Origin of the sequence: Kutzneria chonburiensis, assembly GCF_028622115.1 — a bacterium.
GTDB lineage: Bacteria > Actinomycetota > Actinomycetes > Mycobacteriales > Pseudonocardiaceae > Kutzneria > Kutzneria chonburiensis.
This window is the reverse complement of sequence record NZ_CP097263.1, coordinates 10292510-10308275: the sequence shown is the minus strand read 5'-3', so window position 1 is coordinate 10308275 and position 15766 is coordinate 10292510. Positions and strand designations below refer to the sequence as shown.

The 15766-nt window shown below is 69.4% G+C and carries 23 protein-coding genes; 14 read left to right on the top strand and 9 right to left on the bottom strand.

Annotated features, from left to right (window positions below; all coding sequences use genetic code 11):
* Positions 1–86 precede the first annotated feature (86 nt).
* The 5 genes from M3Q35_RS48005 to M3Q35_RS47985 all read left to right on the top strand — a co-directional run bounded on the left by M3Q35_RS48005 (position 87) and on the right by M3Q35_RS47985 (position 2939).
* On the top strand, positions 87–743 hold the full coding sequence (locus tag M3Q35_RS48005) for a TetR/AcrR family transcriptional regulator (RefSeq protein ID WP_273939344.1): 657 nt from the start codon (positions 87–89) through the stop codon (positions 741–743).
* Between the two features lie 5 nt (positions 744–748).
* Positions 749–1285, top strand: a complete 537-nt coding sequence (locus M3Q35_RS48000) for a DinB family protein (protein WP_273939343.1) — start codon at positions 749–751, stop codon at positions 1283–1285.
* Positions 1286–1359: 74 nt separating this feature from the next.
* The gene (locus tag M3Q35_RS47995) at positions 1360–2025 is read left to right on the top strand and encodes an alpha/beta hydrolase (protein WP_273939342.1); all 666 of its coding nucleotides are present in this window, start codon (positions 1360–1362) and stop codon (positions 2023–2025) included.
* A gap of 10 nt (positions 2026–2035) precedes the next feature.
* The gene (locus tag M3Q35_RS47990) at positions 2036–2593 is read left to right on the top strand and encodes a DinB family protein (protein WP_273939340.1); all 558 of its coding nucleotides are present in this window, start codon (positions 2036–2038) and stop codon (positions 2591–2593) included.
* 40 nt (positions 2594–2633) lie between these two features.
* Positions 2634–2939: a helix-turn-helix domain-containing protein gene (locus M3Q35_RS47985; RefSeq protein ID WP_273939338.1), complete on the top strand. Its 306-nt coding sequence runs from the start codon at positions 2634–2636 to the stop codon at positions 2937–2939.
* Between the two features lie 71 nt (positions 2940–3010).
* Here M3Q35_RS47985 and M3Q35_RS47980 read toward each other — a convergent pair whose 3' ends face one another.
* Entirely contained in the window at positions 3011–3601 is a 591-nt protein-coding gene (locus M3Q35_RS47980; RefSeq protein WP_273939337.1) for a ClpP family protease, read from the bottom strand.
* Entirely contained in the window at positions 3598–4212 is a 615-nt protein-coding gene (locus tag M3Q35_RS47975; RefSeq protein WP_273939336.1) for a ClpP family protease, read from the bottom strand. Before M3Q35_RS47975 ends, M3Q35_RS47980 begins: the two co-directional genes overlap by 4 nt.
* 127 nt (positions 4213–4339) lie before the next feature.
* Between M3Q35_RS47975 and M3Q35_RS47970 the strand changes: the two genes are divergently transcribed.
* Positions 4340–4900, top strand: coding sequence for a TetR/AcrR family transcriptional regulator (locus M3Q35_RS47970; protein WP_273939335.1), 561 nt, complete (start codon positions 4340–4342; stop codon positions 4898–4900).
* Positions 4901–4915: 15 nt separating this feature from the next.
* Positions 4916–6109 carry an FAD-dependent monooxygenase gene (locus tag M3Q35_RS47965; RefSeq protein WP_273939334.1) on the top strand — a complete coding sequence of 398 codons (1194 nt, stop codon included), beginning with the start codon at positions 4916–4918 and terminating at the stop codon, positions 6107–6109.
* Between the two features lie 71 nt (positions 6110–6180).
* Here M3Q35_RS47965 and M3Q35_RS47960 read toward each other — a convergent pair whose 3' ends face one another.
* A complete protein-coding gene (locus tag M3Q35_RS47960; protein WP_273939332.1) occupies positions 6181–6390 on the bottom strand; it encodes an antitoxin in 210 nt (69 codons plus the stop codon).
* 211 nt (positions 6391–6601) lie between these two features.
* Here M3Q35_RS47960 and M3Q35_RS47955 point away from each other — a divergent pair, with 211 nt between their 5' ends.
* Positions 6602–6988 carry a PPOX class F420-dependent oxidoreductase gene (locus tag M3Q35_RS47955; RefSeq protein WP_273939331.1) on the top strand — a complete coding sequence of 129 codons (387 nt, stop codon included), beginning with the start codon at positions 6602–6604 and terminating at the stop codon, positions 6986–6988.
* On the opposite strand, the gene M3Q35_RS47950 is transcribed toward M3Q35_RS47955, so the two are convergent.
* Positions 6975–7220, bottom strand: a complete 246-nt coding sequence (locus M3Q35_RS47950) for a hypothetical protein (RefSeq protein ID WP_273939329.1) — start codon at positions 7218–7220, stop codon at positions 6975–6977. The genes M3Q35_RS47955 and M3Q35_RS47950 overlap by 14 nt on opposite strands.
* A 125-nt stretch (positions 7221–7345) precedes the next feature.
* Between M3Q35_RS47950 and M3Q35_RS47945 the strand changes: the two genes are divergently transcribed.
* Both M3Q35_RS47945 and M3Q35_RS47940 read left to right on the top strand, forming a co-directional pair.
* Complete coding sequence (locus M3Q35_RS47945; protein WP_273939328.1) at positions 7346–7675, top strand: aldehyde dehydrogenase family protein; 330 nt, start codon at positions 7346–7348, stop codon at positions 7673–7675.
* 27 nt (positions 7676–7702) lie between these two features.
* Positions 7703–8674, top strand: a complete 972-nt coding sequence (locus M3Q35_RS47940; protein WP_273939327.1) for a methyltransferase — start codon at positions 7703–7705, stop codon at positions 8672–8674.
* Here the strand turns inward: M3Q35_RS47940 and M3Q35_RS47935 are convergent.
* The 3 genes from M3Q35_RS47935 to M3Q35_RS47925 all read right to left on the bottom strand — a co-directional run bounded on the left by M3Q35_RS47935 (position 8652) and on the right by M3Q35_RS47925 (position 10113).
* Complete coding sequence (locus M3Q35_RS47935) at positions 8652–9008, bottom strand: hypothetical protein (protein WP_273939326.1); 357 nt, start codon at positions 9006–9008, stop codon at positions 8652–8654. The genes M3Q35_RS47940 and M3Q35_RS47935 overlap by 23 nt on opposite strands.
* Positions 9005–9481 carry a hypothetical protein gene (locus M3Q35_RS47930; protein WP_273939325.1) on the bottom strand — a complete coding sequence of 159 codons (477 nt, stop codon included), beginning with the start codon at positions 9479–9481 and terminating at the stop codon, positions 9005–9007. The genes M3Q35_RS47935 and M3Q35_RS47930 overlap by 4 nt, the downstream gene beginning before the upstream one ends.
* A 113-nt stretch (positions 9482–9594) precedes the next feature.
* On the bottom strand, positions 9595–10113 hold the full coding sequence (locus M3Q35_RS47925) for a TetR/AcrR family transcriptional regulator (RefSeq protein WP_273939324.1): 519 nt from the start codon (positions 10111–10113) through the stop codon (positions 9595–9597).
* Between the two features lie 78 nt (positions 10114–10191).
* On the opposite strand from M3Q35_RS47925, the gene M3Q35_RS47920 reads away from it, so the two are divergent.
* Together M3Q35_RS47920 and M3Q35_RS47915 are read left to right on the top strand one after the other, a co-directional pair.
* Positions 10192–10695, top strand: coding sequence for an SRPBCC family protein (locus tag M3Q35_RS47920; protein ID WP_273939323.1), 504 nt, complete (start codon positions 10192–10194; stop codon positions 10693–10695).
* 9 nt (positions 10696–10704) lie between these two features.
* Positions 10705–12723 carry a HEAT repeat domain-containing protein gene (locus tag M3Q35_RS47915; RefSeq protein WP_273939322.1) on the top strand — a complete coding sequence of 673 codons (2019 nt, stop codon included), beginning with the start codon at positions 10705–10707 and terminating at the stop codon, positions 12721–12723.
* A 4-nt stretch (positions 12724–12727) separates the two neighbouring features.
* Here M3Q35_RS47915 and M3Q35_RS47910 read toward each other — a convergent pair whose 3' ends face one another.
* Positions 12728–12955 (bottom strand): hypothetical protein, encoded by a 228-nt coding sequence (locus M3Q35_RS47910; RefSeq protein ID WP_273939321.1) that lies wholly within the window; start codon positions 12953–12955, stop codon positions 12728–12730.
* Between the two features lie 121 nt (positions 12956–13076).
* Between M3Q35_RS47910 and M3Q35_RS47905 the strand changes: the two genes are divergently transcribed.
* Positions 13077–13925 (top strand): sigma-70 family RNA polymerase sigma factor, encoded by an 849-nt coding sequence (locus tag M3Q35_RS47905; RefSeq protein ID WP_273939320.1) that lies wholly within the window; start codon positions 13077–13079, stop codon positions 13923–13925.
* 148 nt (positions 13926–14073) lie between these two features.
* The gene (locus tag M3Q35_RS47900; protein WP_273939318.1) at positions 14074–15342 is read left to right on the top strand and encodes an epoxide hydrolase family protein; all 1269 of its coding nucleotides are present in this window, start codon (positions 14074–14076) and stop codon (positions 15340–15342) included.
* Here the strand turns inward: M3Q35_RS47900 and M3Q35_RS47895 are convergent.
* Positions 15339–15755, bottom strand: coding sequence for a VOC family protein (locus M3Q35_RS47895; protein WP_273939316.1), 417 nt, complete (start codon positions 15753–15755; stop codon positions 15339–15341). The two genes, M3Q35_RS47900 and M3Q35_RS47895, sit on opposite strands and share 4 nt — an antisense overlap.
* Positions 15756–15766 lie beyond the last annotated feature (11 nt).

Below are 15766 nucleotides of genomic sequence, written 5' to 3'. Positions count from 1 at the left end.
CGGGTCCGTCAGGACGAACTTAGTTCGATACTCACGAACTAAGTTCTACGCGGCGAACTTTGTTCGTGTCAAGGTAGGCTGGTGTCATGCCCGTCTCCAAGGCCCCGCGCAAGCCGCCGATCACCACGGACCGCATCACCGACGCCGCGCTACAGGTCATCGCCACCGAGGGCTACGAGGCGCTGACCATTCGCCGGGTCGCCGCCGTGCTCGACACCGGGCCGTCCTCGCTGTACGCGCACATCGTCAACAAGGAGGACCTCGACGATCTGCTCATCGCCCGGCTGTACGGCGAGATCCGGCTGCCCGAGCCCGATCCCGCGCGCTGGCGCGAGCAGATTCTGACCGTGTACAGCCAGATCCGGGACCGGTATCTGGCTTATCCCGGCGTCTCCCGGGCCGCGCTGGCCGTGGTCTCCACCCATCTCGAGACGCTTCGGGTCGGCGAGGGCATCCTGGCCATCCTGCTGGCCGGCGGCATGCCGCCGCGTACCGCCGGCTGGGTGCGGGACGCCCTCTCCCTGTACGTCAGCGCCTACACCTTGGAGCGCTCGCTCGTGCAGCAGCGGCAAAAACACCAGGGCGACGACTGGCTGCTCAGCCACGACGAGCTCATCGAGCAGTTCGCGGCCCTGCCGGACAGCTTCCCGCTCACCCGCGAGCACGCCGCCGCGCTGACTTCGGGCCGCGGGCACGAGCGCTTCGACTTCACCGTGAACCTGATCATCGGCAACCTGTGGTGACCCCGATGTACGAGATCGACCAGCTGCTCCGGGAGTACGACCGGGCTCGGGCCTACACCGACGCGCTGTGGCGGGACCTCAGCCCGGACGAGATCGTCTGGCGGCCGCACGAGAACTCCAGCGCCATCGGCTGGCACCTCGGGCACCAGGCCCACGTCGCCCATTTCATGGTGCGCAACCTGACCGCCGCCGAGCCCAGCCCCGATCCCGAGCTGGACGGGATCATGGACTCCGCCAACCCGGAGAAGTTCCGCGGCGTGCTGCCGACCGTCGAGCGCCTCACCGCCTTCCGCGACACCGTCGCGTCGCGGGTGCACGCGCGTATCGGCGACATCGCCGGCGGCCGCGTCGGCGCGCCTGCCCAGCTGGCGATCGTTGCCGGGCCGCTGCTCATCGCCTTGATCAACCACGAGTACCAGCACGACCAGTGGATCGGCGAGGTTCGGGCGCAGGACCTCGGCCACGCCCTGCCGCCCGATCCCGACACCGACCGCGTCGGCCGGCTGGACGGCTATCTCGTGCTGGATCCGTCTTCCGTCTAACGGAAACCGCGTGGCCGGACGGCACCAAGCCGTCTGGGATGAGCGTCATCGTTCGGTCGGCCCGGGAGGGACCCATGACTTTTCTGCTGGTGCATGGCGCGTGGCACGGCTCGTGGTGCTGGGAGCAGGTCGCTTCTCGCCTCGCCGCCTCGGGCGCGGCCGTGCGGACCGTCGATCTGCCCAGCGCCGGCACACCAGCCGGCCTGCACGACGACGCTCGGGCTGTGCGCGCGGCCATCGACTCGCTGGACGGACCGGTCACCGTCGTCGCCCATTCCTACGGCGGCCAGCCCGTCACCGAGGCCGCTGCCGGCGTGGACCACATCGTCTACGTCGCCGCTTTCCAGTTGGACGAGGGCGATTCCGTGCTCGGCGCCATCGGCGGGCAACCTCCATCTTGGTGGAAGGTCGACGGCGACTTCGTCACCCCGCTGACTCCCGCCGAGGTTTTCTTCAACGACATACCCGATTCCGCCGACGCTGTCGCCCGGCTCCGTCCGCAGAGCTACGCCTCCTTCACCGAGCCACTCGCCGCCGCCGCGTGGAAAACCGTGCCCAGCACGTATGTCTTGTGCGACAAGGACAACGCCATCCCGGTGTTCGCCCAGGAAGCCATGTCCCAGCGGTCTTCCCGCGTGGAACGCCTGTCCGCCGGGCATTCCCCGTTCCTGTCGCGGCCCGACGAGTTGGTGCGCATCCTGCTCGAATCGAGGACAGCAGCTGTCCGCGACCCCGGCTAGCCTCGGCGGCATGGAGCTGAACTGGACGGAGTTGCTCGTCGACCAGGTGGACTGGCACTGGACCAATCAGTTGCGGCCGAGGCTGGACGGGTTGACCGACGACGAGTATCGCTGGGAGCCGGTGGCCGGGGCGTGGAACGTGCGGCCTCGCGGCACGAGCACGACAAAAATCGCTGCGGGCAGCGGGGATTGGGTGATCGACTTCGAGTTTCCGCAGCCGGAACCGGCGCCGGTGACGACGATCGCCTGGCGTATCGGGCATCTGGTCGTGGGCGTGTTCGGCATGCGGGTGGCGTCGCATTTCGGTGGCCCGGCGATGGATTACCAGAGCCACGACTACCCGGGCGACGCGACTACGGCGCTCAAGCAGCTGGACGACAATTACCAGGCCTGGCTGGACGGCGTGCGCAAAGCGGACCTGAGCGAGCCGTGCGGACCGGCCGAAGGGCCGTTCGCGGACAGCTCGATGGCCCGTCTGGTGCTGCACATCAACCGCGAACTCCTGCACCACGGCGCGGAGATCGCGCTGCTGCGCGACCTCTACCAGTGGCGTTCGCCGGCAGCGTAAGCGAGGTACGGAACGGGCGGATGACTGCCACGATGGCGTCATGGCGGACATCCTCCAGTTCCCCCGCAAGCACGAGCCCGCCCCGCTGTGGCGCGAGGTGCTGGGCCGCAGCCTGCGCGCGGCCCGGGAGGAACAGGGCGAACGCCTGGTCGACACGGCGGAGCGCGCCGGCATCTCGCCGCAGTACCTGTCGGAGATCGAACGCGGCCGCAAGGAGCCCTCGAGCGAGATGATCGCGGCGGTCACCGGCGCTCTCGGCATCGAGCTGTCCACGCTGCTCATCGAGATCGCCGGTGACGTGCGCAAACTCCGCCGCCCGACCGGCCCTACGCTGATGGCCGCCTGAGTGCAGGGAAGGACGCCTTACCCGCGCTGGATGCAGGTAAGGCGTCCTTCCCTGCATAACGTTTGGGGCCGTTAGACCTTCTCCGCCCGCACCATGTCGGCCAACCCGTAGGCGACCGCGCCCTCGGCGTCGAACACCCGGTCGCGGTCGGTGTCGTGCCGCAGCTGGTCGACGTCGTGACCGGTGTGCCGGGACAGGATGTTCTCCAGCTGCGTTCGGACCCGAACGACCTCGTCGGCCTGCAGGATCAGGTCGGGAATGGTGCCACGGCCCTGCGCCGCCGGCTGGTGCAGCACCACCCGGGAGTGCGGCAGCACGGCCCGCCGCCCCTCGGCGCCGGCGGCCAGCAGCACCGCCGCGGCGGCGACGGCCTGCCCGACACACGTGGTCGCGACCGGCGACTTGATGAAGCGCATGGTGTCGTACAGGGCCAGCATCGCCGACGGGTCGCCACCCTCGGAGTTGATGTACAGGTCGATCTCCTGGTTGGGGTTTTCCGCCTCCAGGAACAACAACTGGGCGATCAGCGCGTTGGCCACCCCGGCGTCGATGCCGGTGCCGAGGTAGACGATGCGCTCCGACAACAGGTGCGAGTAGACGTCCATGATCCGCTCGCCGCCGGCGACCCGCGTGATCACATTGGGAATCGTGTACGTGCTCATGCCGAAGCCCCCAGTCCCATCGAGTGGGTGCGGACCGGCACGACCTGGCCGAGGTCCGCGACGACGTGGTCGATGAAGCCGTACTCGCGGGCCTGGTCGGTGGTGAACCACCGGTCGTGCAGCGAGTCGGCGAAGATCCGCTCGATCGGCTGGCCGGTGTCCTCGGCGACACAGCCGAGCACGGTGTCCCTGGTGTAGCGCAGGTCGTCGGCCTGCACCTCGACCTCGACGGCCGAGCCGCCGATGCCGGCCGAGCCCTGGTGCATCAGGATCCGGGCGTGCGGCAGGGCGAAGCGCTTGCCGGGCGTGCCGGCGGAGAGCAGGAACTGCCCGGCGCTGCACGCCAACCCGATGGCCAGGGTCGCGACATCGCACGGCACCAGCCGCATCACGTCGCGGATCGCCAGCATGGACGGGACCGAGCCGCCGGGCGAGTGGATCCACAGCGCGATGTCCTTGCGCGGGTCCTCGCTCGCCAGCGACAGCATCTGGGTCGCCAGCATCAGTCCGTTGTCGTCGTCCAGCACGCCGTCGAGGATCAGCACCCGCTGGCTGAAGAACCGTTCGCGGAGCCGGTGGTCGAACTGCGGCGGCCTGTCGTCGTTTGCCATGCCCCGACAATGCCGGGGTTTCCGGCCCGGTCACGGCCGGTGCTGCTGTGAGCAGATCCGCCCGCGGCGGAACCGTGCTAGCGTGTAGGGCAGTCGTACAGGACGACTGACCTACACGAGGAGCGCGGTGACCTCTCCGGCGGCGGAACGCGGGCGCGAGGTTCGACAACGACTGTTGTCGGCGGCGGTGGAACTGATTCCGGAGCGGGGCTGGACGGCCGTAAGCACACGGGTGTTAGCCGAACGGGCCGGGGTGACGCCCAGCGTCGTGCACTACCACTTCGCGTCGCTGCCGGCGCTGCTGAACGAGGCCGTTGTCGGCGTGATGCGGCAGATGTTGGCCGAGCTGGACGGTTTTCTCGGCGCCGCCGGCACGCCGGCCGAAGCGGTGGACCTGATGTTGGCCTCGCTGAACGACTACAGCGGCACCGATCCGCTGTCGCTGTTGTTCATCGAGGCGTACCTGACGGCCACCCGCGACGAGCGGCTGCGCGAGGAGATCGCCGCCGTGGTCGACGGCTTCCGCAGCCGGTTCGGCCGGTGGCTGAGCGAGCGCGGCGTGCCCGAGGCCGAGGCGACCGCGGCGGTGCTGGTGGCCTCGATCGACGGGCTGCTGCTGCATCGCGGGCTGGGCGCGCAGCCGAACCTCGAGGCGGTGAGGGCCGTCCTGCACCGGCTCCTGACCTGAGGCGAAGGAGGACCGATGAAGGTGGTGATCTGCGGCGCCGGCATCGCGGGGTTGACCCTCGCGAACCGGATGTCCGCACTGGGCAACGAAGTCGTGCTGCTGGAGCGGGCGCCCGGCCCGCGTTCGCAGGGCTACATGATCGATTTTTTCGGCACCGGGTACGACGCCGCCGAGGCGATGGGACTGCTGCCGGCGATCAAGGACGTCGCGTACACAGTGGACGAAGCCAGTCTGCTCGACGAGCACGGCCGGAAGCGCGGCAGCGTGCAGTACACCCAGTTCGCCCGGGCGATTCAAGGCCGGCTGCTCAGCATCATGCGGCCCGATCTGGAGCGTGTGCTGCGGGAGAACCTGCCGTCGGCGGTCGATTTCCGTTTCGGCACAACGGTGACCGCCGTCGATGATCACGGCGACGGGGTCCGCGTCGGGATGGACGGCGGCGAGATCGAGGCCGACCTTCTCGTCGGCGCGGACGGCATCCATTCCACCGTGCGCCGCCTGCTGTTCGGCGAGATTCCGTTGCGCTACCTCGGTTTCCACACCGCGGCGTTCCAGTTCGACGCCCCCGAAATCCATGCGTCGATCGACAACCGGTTCTGCCTCACCGACACCGTCGGCCGGCAGATGGGGTTCTACGCCCTGCGCGACGGCCGGGTCGCGGCGTTCGCCGTGCACCGCACGCCGGATCCGACGCAACCGGCCGATGTGCGCGCGGCCGTGCAGGAGGCGTATCGCGGGCTGGGCTGGGTCGTGCCCGCGGCGCTGGACCGCTGCCCGCCGTCGGCCGAGATCTACTACGACCAGGTGGCGCAGATCGAGTTGCCCCGCTGGGGCAAGGGACGCGTGGTGCTGGTCGGCGACGCCTGCTACGCCGTCTCCCTGCTGGCCGGCCAGGGCGCTTCACTGGGCATCGCCGGCGCTTACGTGCTGGCCCACCAGCTGGCCGAGCAGCCCGTCGAGGCGGCCATCGCCGAGTACGAACGGCTGTGGCGGCCGATCGCCGAGGAGAAGCAGCACACCGGCCGGGCCGGGGCCCGCTGGTTCCTGCCCGAGTCCCGCACCCAGCTGCGGATCCGTCACGTGGCGCTCAAGGCCGCGCGGCTGCCGCTGGTCAACCGCTTCGTCGCCGGGGCGCTGGCCGGCAAGTCCACCGCACTGATCAGGAACATGCGGGACGCGCGGTCCGACATGCCAGGCATCACCGCCTGACCCCGAGGCCACGCGCGGTCAGGACGGCGGGGCCGAGCCGGCCGTCACCGGCCGGCCCAGCCCGGCATGGGTCATTGCTGCTGCTCGCCGCCACCCCAGTTGCGCAGGCCTTCCTTGGCCTTGTCCGCGCCCTGGTTGATCTGGTCGGAGTGCTTGTTGCCGGTCTTCTCGTCGACGAACTGGCCGGCCTTGTCGACGCCGTCGTCGACCTTGTCGCCGTGCTGGCCGACCGCGTCCTTGGCCTTGTCCTTCAGCTCGTTGAACTTGTCCGAGAGAGCCATCTCGCCTCCAGTGTGGACGGTTGTGCACCGAGAGGCTGCCCTGACCGATCCGGCCCAAACACCGCCTCCCCGATTCGGGTGAGACGCGGCCGCGTCTGACCAGGCCGGGCCCACCGGCAAAAACTCCCGATGGGTTTCGACCGGGACTTGATGGCCCGGGCCCGGGCACTGCCCTAGGGTCGAGAGCAGCAACCCAGGGAGGAAGCAACCCATGACAGTGGTGCCCGAATCGCACCAGGACCTGCTGGAACGGCCGCTGTACGGCCACTTCGGGACGCGCCGTCCCGACGGCTCCATCCAGGTGAACCCGATGTGGTTCCAGTGGGACGGCCAGCACATCCGGCTCACGCACACCACCAAACGACAGAAGTACCGCAACGTGGAGTTCGACCCGCACGTGTCGATCGCGGTCAGCGACCCCGACTCACCGTTCCGCTACCTCGAGGTGCGCGGCACGGTGGTCGAGATCGAGAAGGACCCGACCGCGGCCTTCTTCGTGACGCTGGCCGAACGCTACGGCGTGAACCGCGGCGCGCCGCCGGACGCGGCGGACCGGGTGATCCTGGTCATCGCGCCGACGGCGGTCAGCCACCAGTAGCGGGAGCGCCCGCGAGCAGGTGCTCGAGGGCGGCGGCGATGTGCGGCCGGTTCTGCCGGCCGCGCACGCAGGCCAGGTGGTTTCGCATTGAGCACGGGCGGGCCATGAAACCGGGCACCACCGACAGCAGGCCCGTCTCGACCAGTGAGACGACCGACCGGATGTCGGCAATGGTCACGACCGGCGCCGGCGGGGTGATCCCCCAGCAGGACCGGAAGTACCGCCGCGCCATCGGCATCTCCTCTGAGAAACCGACGAACGGCCCGTCCGTCCACATCGGACCCATCCCCAACGGGTGCCAGCTGGCCAAGGTGGCCGACATCGTCGACGCCACCGTGGCCGCCGGGGGCGCGGGCGGTGGCCGGCGGGGAGACCGCCGCGCCGTTCTACCGGCCGACCGTGCTCACCGAGGACGAGGCCGTCGAGTTGGCCAACCGCACCGAATACGGCCTCACCGCCGGCATCTACACCGGATCCGCGGCGCGGGGGCTGGCCGTCGCCGGGCGGCTGCGGACCGGCATGGTGCACGTCGGGGACCAGACCATCAACGACGAGCCGCACATCCCGCTCGGCGGCACCGGGTCGTCCGGCACCGGCGGCCGGTTCGGCGGCGTGGCCAACGTCGAGGAGTTCACCGAGTGGCGCTGGTTTACCGTGCAGGAGCAGCAGTCGGGCCTGTCTTATTGAGTTGCCCGGCCGGGTAGCCTCGATGTCATGGGTCTGCCGTCGATCATGTCCATGGCCGATCTGGCCACTCCCATGGCCATCCGGGTGGCCGCGACTCTGAACCTGGCCGAACACGCCGCTGATGGCGCCACGGCCGACCAGCTCGCCGCCGACACCGGCGCCTCCGCGCCGATCCTGCGGCGGTTGCTCGACCATCTCGTCACGATCGGCGTCTTCACGCTGGACGATTCGCGGTACCGGCCGACTTCTCTCGGCTCTCAGCTGAGCGATGTCAAGCCCCTGCTGGACATCAACCGGGCCGGCGGACGCGCGGACCTGGCCTTCGTGGAACTGCTGCACACGATCACCACCGGCGCGTCCGCCTACACCCACCGCTACGGCCGCGAGTTCTGGGCCGACCTGGACGCCCAGCCGTCGCTGCGTCAGTCCTTCGATGCCCAGATGGCGTGGCGGTTCGTCGACCATGCCGGTCAGATCGCCGCCAGTTTCCCTTGGGGCCGCTTCACTTCCGTCGTCGATGCCGGTGGCGGCGACGGCAACCTGTTGTGCGCCATCTTGTCGGCCCACCCTGGCGTTCGCGGCACCGTCGTCGACCTCGCACCGACGACCGCCCCGGCCCTGGCCCGCTTCGCCGCCGCCGGCATTGCGGATCGCGGCACCGCCGTAGTCGGCAGCTTCTTCGATCCACTGCCCGCCGGGGCCGATGCCTATGTGCTGTCGGACATCCTGCACGACTGGGACGACTCACACTGCCGCACCATCTTGTCCCGCTGCCGCGACGCCGCCGGGGTTGACGGCACCATCGTCGTCATCGAGCCGTTGATCGGGCACGCCGGCACCGCCATGGACCTGTTCATGCTCATGTGTTTCGGCGGCCGTGAACGAACCGTCGACCAGGTCACGTCGTTGGCTTCCGAGTGCGGGCTCGTGTTGCGCGGCACGACCCCCGTCTCCGAGGGCCGCACCGCGCTGGAGTTCAGTCTTCCTTCGACACCGTGATGGTGCAGTCCCTAATCTGGAACACCATGTCCGGCGGGAACAGCGAGTCCGGCGCCGCCGGGTTCGGCCCCTGGAACCTCCGTTGCAGCCGGCGGAAACTCCGGGTGAAGTACGCCTCGTACCGCGCCGCCTGCTGCTCGGTGATCGGCTTCTCCACGTGTTCCACCCGGTCGAAGGTGGCCCAGATGCCGTCCGCCGGCGCCCACCCCTTGGGCGCGGCGAACCACTGCTCCTGTTCGAGGGGAACCGGCCCCCACCGCCGCACCAGCGCCGACGGGCGCTTGCGCCGCCACTTGCCGAAGGTCATCACCAGGAAGTACCGATATTCCGTCACTGGGCCCCTCTTTCCTGGTAGCGGCGGGTGAACAGCTCGACGTACCGCTGCGCCTCCTCCTCGGTGATCCGTTCCGACTCGCCGTCCAGTTTGTCCCGGCCGATGTCGTCGAGGATCAGCGTGTGCTCCCAGTCCAGCTTCGGCGTGAACTCCTGGTCGCGGCCCGGCCCCGTTTCCGGCACCCACCGGCGGATCAGCGCGTACGGATCGTCCTTCGGACGGCGGTCCGTCACGACAACGTAGTAGTGGTACTCGAAGTTCTTCTCCCGGCGGGCCACCGACCGTTTGGCGCCGCGGACCCGCCACACCGAGATCGGCTGCGTGCTGCGGCGCGGACCGGTCAGCTTGATCGCCGACGGCCACTTCAGGTGCTGCCAGCCCTTGTCCGGCGTGTAGTAGTCCATGCCCGCGGTCGGCGGCTGCCCCTTGCGCACCCGGACCAGTCCGAACGGACGCCCGTTGTCCTTGCTCATCACCAGAATGTGGTAGCGGTGGCGAAACATCGCGAACCTCCCCCGTCGCGAGCTTTTTCCCAGGGTAGAGGTCCTTCTTGGGCCGCACATCCCGAATGTGCGGTGCGTCGCATTCAGCCCTGGAACACCGTCGCCGCGATGCCGCGGAAGATCTCCGCCGCGTCGTCGCCGATTACGTTGCCCCCCAAGCGAAGCGTGGCAAACCCGTGCGCCAGCGACCACGCCGCCAACGCCTGCTCGGGCCGGTCCCCCACTCCCGCCCTCAGCCTCTGCCGCGTATTCGCCCGTGCCGCCACCAGATCCGGGTTGTCCGCGTCGAGCAGGTCGGAATCGAACATCACCCGGAAATGGGCCGGATGTTCCAGCGCGAACCGGACGTAGGCCACCCCCATCTCCCGCAGCCCGTCCGCCGCCCCCAGCTCGTCGGCCAGCCGTTCGAAGCCTTCCGCCGCCAGCGCCGTCAGCAGTCCCGTCTTGTTGCCGAAGTGATGCGCCGGCGCCGCGTGCGACACCCCCGCCTGGCGGGCCAGATCCCGCAGGCTCACCGCCGCCACCCCGTGCTCCGCGATCACCTCCGCCGCCGCCGTCAACACCTGCCGGCGCAGGTCCCCGTGGTGATAGCTGTCGGTCACGCCCCCACCCTAATCTAGCCATTGACAAGATGCATCCCCGTCACCCAATCTAGTCACCGACAAGATAGGGAGGCCGTCATGGACCGCATCGAGGTCAGCCGCACCATCTCCGCCCCGCCCGAAGCCATCTTCGCCGTGCTCACCGATCCCCAGGGCCACGTCGCCATCGACGCTTCCGGCATGCTCATGGACGCCGAGGGGCCTCGCGTCACCGCCGTCGGCTCCCAGTTCCTCGTGCACATGGACCGCGAGGGGCTCGGCGACCTGCCCATGGGCCGCTACGACGTCACCGTCACCATCACCGCCTTCTCGCCCTCCGCCGAGATCGCGTGGACCATCCTCGGCACCATCCGCCCCGGCATCGGCCACGTCTTCGGCTACCGCCTCTCCCCCACCGCCGACGGCACCCTCGTCACCTCGTACTACGACTGGTCCGACATCAACGACGACTGGCGCAAGCTCGGCATCTTCCCCGTCATCGACCAGAAGTCCCTGCGCGCCACCCTCGGCATCCTCGACCGCACCGTCCGCCGCGGCTACGTCACGGTGGATCACGCCGACGGCACACCGGATCCGGCATAGTCCCCAACTGTGTTCGAGGGACTGCACGAGATCGACTGGTCGTCGATGAACCACTCGTACGGCACGGCCGAGGAGGTGCCCGAGCTACTGCTGGCGATGCGGTCACCAGACGCGGACACCCGGGACAGTGCACTCAGCCGGTACTACAGCGCGGTCCTGCACCAAGGCACCGTGATGCCGTCCACGACGGCGAGCCTGCCGTTCCTGTACGAGCTGGCGGCCGACGCGGCGACCCCGGACCGCGCGGCGATCGTCGACCTGCTGGTCAGCATCGGCACCTCCGCGATCGAGAACGGTGACGAAAACTATGCCGGTGAAGTGGATTTCGCCGGCGCCCGCACGGTGATGCGGGCGAGGGCGAAAGCGTTCGTCGACTTGGTGTCTGATGACGATGAGCGCGTACGCCGCGCCGCGTTGCCGGGACTGGCGTTGTTCGCCGACAACTTCGAACCGTTGCGCGATCGCTTCACGGCCGCAGCACCGGGACCGGAGCAGCTGGTGGCCGTGGAAGCGATGGGCGAGCAGGCGCTACGCGTGCCCGGCCTGGCCGAACAGACCGCTGCCTGGCTCGCGGCGCTGGCCGTCAACCTCGATGTTGCGGCCGAGGTTCGGCTCGCGGCCGTGGTCCAGCGGGTTCGTTGCGCGCCGGATCGGATCGACAAGGACCTGGTCCCGACCACGATCCAGCTGATGGCGGAAATGACGCCGTCCTGGGTGCCGTCGGAACCGGAGCCCCCGGTCGCCCCGGTGGACGGGGTGCCGCCGTTCGTCCCGGCGGCTTTCGCCGACATGCAACGATCGAACGTTGTCCACGCCTGGACGACGGGTCCGCTCCAGGCACTCCATGAGGCGCTTGACGGGCGGGTCTCGGAACGGGCCGCATTGCTCACCGCACAGCTGCGCAGTCCCGACCTCGGCACTCGCCTGGACGGGATCCCGTTGTGCGCCAAGATGATGACGGCCTTGCGTGGCGACCACTCGGCGCTGATCGCGCTGCTGGGCGAGCAGCTCGGTGTCGGTGCGGAAGAGCTCGCCGCCGGGGCAGCGACCGCACTCCAGCAGTGCTACTCGATCGCGGAGCCGGCCAGGGAGGCGCTGGCGGCTTACGTCGCACAGCACGGGCCGCAGGGCTGGGCCGCACCGCGTGCCGACCTGCGCCGGGCCTGCCAGGAGGCGGCAAGGACCTTGGCCGGCCTCGGCGACGTGCGGGCACTGCCGAGCCTGCTGCTGGCCTTGGACGACGGTGTCGACGATTGGCGGGCGGTCGGGGTCGCCGGCCGACTCACCGCCGCGGCGGACCAGTTGGTGCCGAGGTTGATTCACCAGCTGGCCGGCATCGACCTCACCGCACAGCACCTGCACTGGGGCGCCAGCGGCATCATGCGGGCGCTGGCGGAGCTCGGTGACCCGACGGCGGTGCCGGCGCTGGTCGACACCCTGCGATCAGCGTCCGAGCAGGACGACTCGTCGAGCATGAGCAGTGCCCTGGTCGCGCTCGCCCGGTTCGGCCCCGCGGCACGGTCCGGGCTGGACCTGGTTCGTACGCTCGCCGGCGGTGATCAAGCGAGGGCTGATGCCATCGCGACGCTGTGGGCGATCGGCCGCGATGTCGACGAGGTCGTGCCGTTGCTGTACAGCCTCCTCCACGACGACCACCACACCTCCAAGCTCACGACCGCAGCGGACGTGTTCGCCGAGATCGGACCGGCGGCCGTTGCGGCGGTACCCCGACTGCGGGCGCTGCTGGCGCACGACTACGACTGGGTCCGTATCCACGCCGCGTCCGCGCTGTGGGCGATCACCCGCGACCAGACCGTGCTGGACACGCTGCTCCAGGCCTGGTCACAGAACCCGTCGACCGGCAATTTCGTCGTCGCCTGTCTGGACCGGATGGGCCCTGCCGCCACGCCCGCCCTGCCGGACCTGCTCACCCAACTGGCCCTTCCCCAGCGCGGCCGCTACCGGCACATCGACAGCGATGAGGAGTTGCAGCGCGTGGGCCGGGCGGTTGTCTCCAGGCTAGCCTGACCGGTCAGACCTCGGTCCACGTATGGGCGGACCGCCAGGTCTCGTCGCCGGAGGCGAAGGCGCGGAAGGCGGCGGCGACGACGTCGAGGTCGGTGACGAAGACGCGGACGTGCCGCTCGGTGGCACCGTCACGGTGTTCGAGGGAATAGTGGCCGTCGGGGGCGTCGGGGCCGAGGCCGAGGCCGACCTGGACGTAGGTGCCGTCGGGGCGGTCGAGCCAGAACCAGTTCACGGCGTCGATGCGCCGGACCTGCCGGTCGATCTCTGGTCACCTGCGACGGCATCAAGGTCCCCGGGCCAGACCTCATCGAAAATGGCTGTCATGAAACCTCGACCGGAAACGTCATAAGGGTATGGACGAGTTTCTGGCGGAGCGGTTCGAGGGGCATCGGGACCATCTGCGGGCGGTGGCGTACCGGATGCTGGGGTCGGTCGCGGATGCCGAGGACGCGGTGCAGGAGGCGTGGCTGCGGCTGGCGGGGGCCGGTGAGGTGCAGAACCTGGGCGGCTGGCTGACGACGGTGGTGAGCCGGGTGTGCCTGGACATGCTCAGGGCCAGGAAGGTCCGCCGGGAAGAGCCGCTGGAGACCCACGTGCCGGACCCGATCATCAAGACGGATCCGGCGGAAGAGGCGGTGCTGGCGGACTCGGTGGGACTGGCGATGCTGGTGGTGCTGGAGCAGCTGACGCCGGCGGAGCGGCTGGCGTTCGTGCTGCACGACATGTTCGGGGTGCCGTTCGACGAGATCGGGCGGATCGTGCAACGCACTACGGCGAACGCGACGCAGCTGGCCAGCCGGGCGAGGAGGAGGGTGCGAGGGGCGGCGAGCCCGGACGGGGATCTGCCGGCGCAGCGGGAGGTGGTGGACGCCTTCATCGCGGCGTCGAGGGAAGGGGACTTCGAAGCACTCGTCGCGGTCCTGGACCCGGACGTGGTGCTGAGGGTGGACTTCGGCGACAAGGGAGTGTCGAAGCTGGTACGGGGCGCCGAAAAGGTGGCGAGCCAGGCGCTGCTGTTCGCCCGCGGTGCGGCGGGGGCCCGGCACGTGGTGATCAACGGGGCGGCGGGCGTGGTGCCGATGATCGGCGGCAAGCCGCGCGCGGTGTTCTGCCCGACGGTACGGGGCGACCGGATCGTGGAGATCAACATCCTGGCCGACCCGGAGCGGCTGAAGGCGCTGGAGCTGCCGCCGGCGGAGTGAACCGGACCGCCCGCGCCGCGCCTGGCGTGAAGCGTGGGCGCGGCCGGGTGAAAGTGCTGTCCGCGACGGCATCCCCGCACAGGATCCGGTCAACGTGACCGTTGCTCCCCTAGCGTCGAGCCCATCGACACCACGGTGGGAGGCGGTCATGTCCGAGCATTCACGGCGCACTTTCCTTGCCGCGTCGGCAGGAGCGGCGGCGGTCACCGGCCTGGCCGCGACGCCGGCACCGGCGGCCGAGGACAGGAACGGCGCGATCAGACGGTTCCGGGTGAACGTGCCGCAGCGCGACCTGGATGATCTGCACAAGCGCCTGGCGATGACGAAGTGGCCGTCACGGGAGACGGTCACGGACCGGGACCAAGGTGTCCAACTGGACGCGATGCGGTCGCTGGTCCAGTACTGGCAGACCAGGTACGACTGGCGCAAGCTGGAAGCGAAGCTGAACGCCCTGCCGCAGTTCATCACCACGATCGACGGCCTGGACATCCACTTCCTGCACGTCCGCTCCCCGCACGCCGACGCGCTGCCGATGATCATCACGCACGGCTGGCCGGGATCGATCCTGGAGATGCTGAAGGTGATCGGCCCGCTGACCGATCCGACGAAACACGGTGGCAGCGCGGCCGACGCGTTCCACCTGGTGATCCCGTCGATGCCGGGTTACGGCTTCTCCGGCAAGCCGACCGGCACGGGCTGGAACCCCGACCGCATGGCCCGCGCCTGGCAGACCCTGATGGCCCGCCTTGGCTACCAGCACTACGTGTCGCAGGGCGGCGACTGGGGTTCGGTGGTCTCGGACGTGCTGGCCAAGCAGAAGCCGCCGGGCCTGCTCGGCATCCACGTCAACATGCCGGCCACGGTCCCACCGGAGATCGCCCGCATTCTCCAGGCCGGCGACCCGCCGCCGGCCGGCCTGGCCCCGGACGAGCTGGCCGCCTTCACCAAGATGAACGCCTTGTACACCAGGGGTTCCGGCTATGCCGGCATGATGGTCACCCGCCCGCAGACCCTGGGCTACAGCCTGGCCGACTCGCCGGTCGGCCTGGCCGCGTGGATGTACGACAAGTTCGCCGACTGGACCTACAGCGGCGGCGTGCCCGAGCGCTCGCTGACCCGGGACGAGATGCTCGACGACATCAGCCTGTACTGGCTGACCGGCACCGCGAACTCGGCTTCCCAGCTGTACTACGAGAACAACGCCAACAACTTCAACGCCGTGAGCATCGATGTGCCGGCCGCGATCACGGTGTTCCCGGGCGAGATCTACCAGGTGCCCCGCAGCTGGGCCGAGCGTGCGTACCACAATCTGGTGTACTACAACAAGGTTGACCGGGGCGGCCACTTCGCCGCCTGGGAGGAGCCGGCGCTGTTCACCTCGGAGGTCCGTGCCGCGTTCCGCTTCCTGCGCCACTAAGGCTTTTCCTGGACGATCCAGGTGTTGCCGTCCGGATCGGCGAAGTCGAGGAAGCTGGCGTACGGACGGCGCTCCGGGTCGACACCCGGGACGAAGTCGCCCTGCCAGTCGGCGGAAGCCTTGTGGCGCACCGCCGACACCGGCACGCCGCGAGCGGCAAGCGCGGTATAGGCGGCCTCGATATCCTCCACTGCAAGGTAGTTGGCCCGCGCCGAGCCCGGCTCCGCGCCCGTCAGCCCGAGTCCGAATTGGACGGAGGCGGCGGAGCCGGGCGGCGTGAGCTGCACGACGCGAAAACCGGGATTGGGCTGGTAGTCGACGTCCAGAACGAAGCCGACACCGTCCACATAGAACCGCAGGGCACGGTCCACATCCGTGACCGGCAGGGTGAGCACCTCGAGGCGGAAATCCATCACGAACTCCT

Excerpts from the sequence above, each read along its gene's own strand:
- M3Q35_RS47940 (WP_273939327.1), top strand. The coding sequence starts at position 7,703 with ATGGGTCTGCCGTCGATCATGTCCATGGCCGATCTGGCCACTCCCATG.
- M3Q35_RS47930 (WP_273939325.1), bottom strand. The coding sequence starts at position 9,481 with ATGAGCAAGGACAACGGGCGTCCGTTCGGACTGGTCCGGGTGCGCAAG.
- M3Q35_RS47895 (WP_273939316.1), bottom strand. The coding sequence starts at position 15,755 with ATGGATTTCCGCCTCGAGGTGCTCACCCTGCCGGTCACGGATGTGGAC.
- M3Q35_RS47985 (WP_273939338.1), top strand. The coding sequence starts at position 2,634 with ATGGCGGACATCCTCCAGTTCCCCCGCAAGCACGAGCCCGCCCCGCTG.
- M3Q35_RS48005 (WP_273939344.1), top strand. The coding sequence starts at position 87 with ATGCCCGTCTCCAAGGCCCCGCGCAAGCCGCCGATCACCACGGACCGC.
- M3Q35_RS47960 (WP_273939332.1), bottom strand. The coding sequence starts at position 6,390 with ATGGCTCTCTCGGACAAGTTCAACGAGCTGAAGGACAAGGCCAAGGAC.
- M3Q35_RS47950 (WP_273939329.1), bottom strand. The coding sequence starts at position 7,220 with ATGGCGCGGCGGTACTTCCGGTCCTGCTGGGGGATCACCCCGCCGGCG.
- M3Q35_RS48000 (WP_273939343.1), top strand. The coding sequence starts at position 749 with ATGTACGAGATCGACCAGCTGCTCCGGGAGTACGACCGGGCTCGGGCC.
- M3Q35_RS47900 (WP_273939318.1), top strand. The coding sequence starts at position 14,074 with ATGTCCGAGCATTCACGGCGCACTTTCCTTGCCGCGTCGGCAGGAGCG.
- M3Q35_RS47920 (WP_273939323.1), top strand. The coding sequence starts at position 10,192 with ATGGACCGCATCGAGGTCAGCCGCACCATCTCCGCCCCGCCCGAAGCC.
- M3Q35_RS47995 (WP_273939342.1), top strand. The coding sequence starts at position 1,360 with ATGACTTTTCTGCTGGTGCATGGCGCGTGGCACGGCTCGTGGTGCTGG.
- M3Q35_RS47955 (WP_273939331.1), top strand. The coding sequence starts at position 6,602 with ATGACAGTGGTGCCCGAATCGCACCAGGACCTGCTGGAACGGCCGCTG.
- M3Q35_RS47965 (WP_273939334.1), top strand. The coding sequence starts at position 4,916 with ATGAAGGTGGTGATCTGCGGCGCCGGCATCGCGGGGTTGACCCTCGCG.
- M3Q35_RS47980 (WP_273939337.1), bottom strand. The coding sequence starts at position 3,601 with ATGAGCACGTACACGATTCCCAATGTGATCACGCGGGTCGCCGGCGGC.
- M3Q35_RS47905 (WP_273939320.1), top strand. The coding sequence starts at position 13,077 with ATGGACGAGTTTCTGGCGGAGCGGTTCGAGGGGCATCGGGACCATCTG.
- M3Q35_RS47975 (WP_273939336.1), bottom strand. The coding sequence starts at position 4,212 with ATGGCAAACGACGACAGGCCGCCGCAGTTCGACCACCGGCTCCGCGAA.
- M3Q35_RS47990 (WP_273939340.1), top strand. The coding sequence starts at position 2,036 with ATGGAGCTGAACTGGACGGAGTTGCTCGTCGACCAGGTGGACTGGCAC.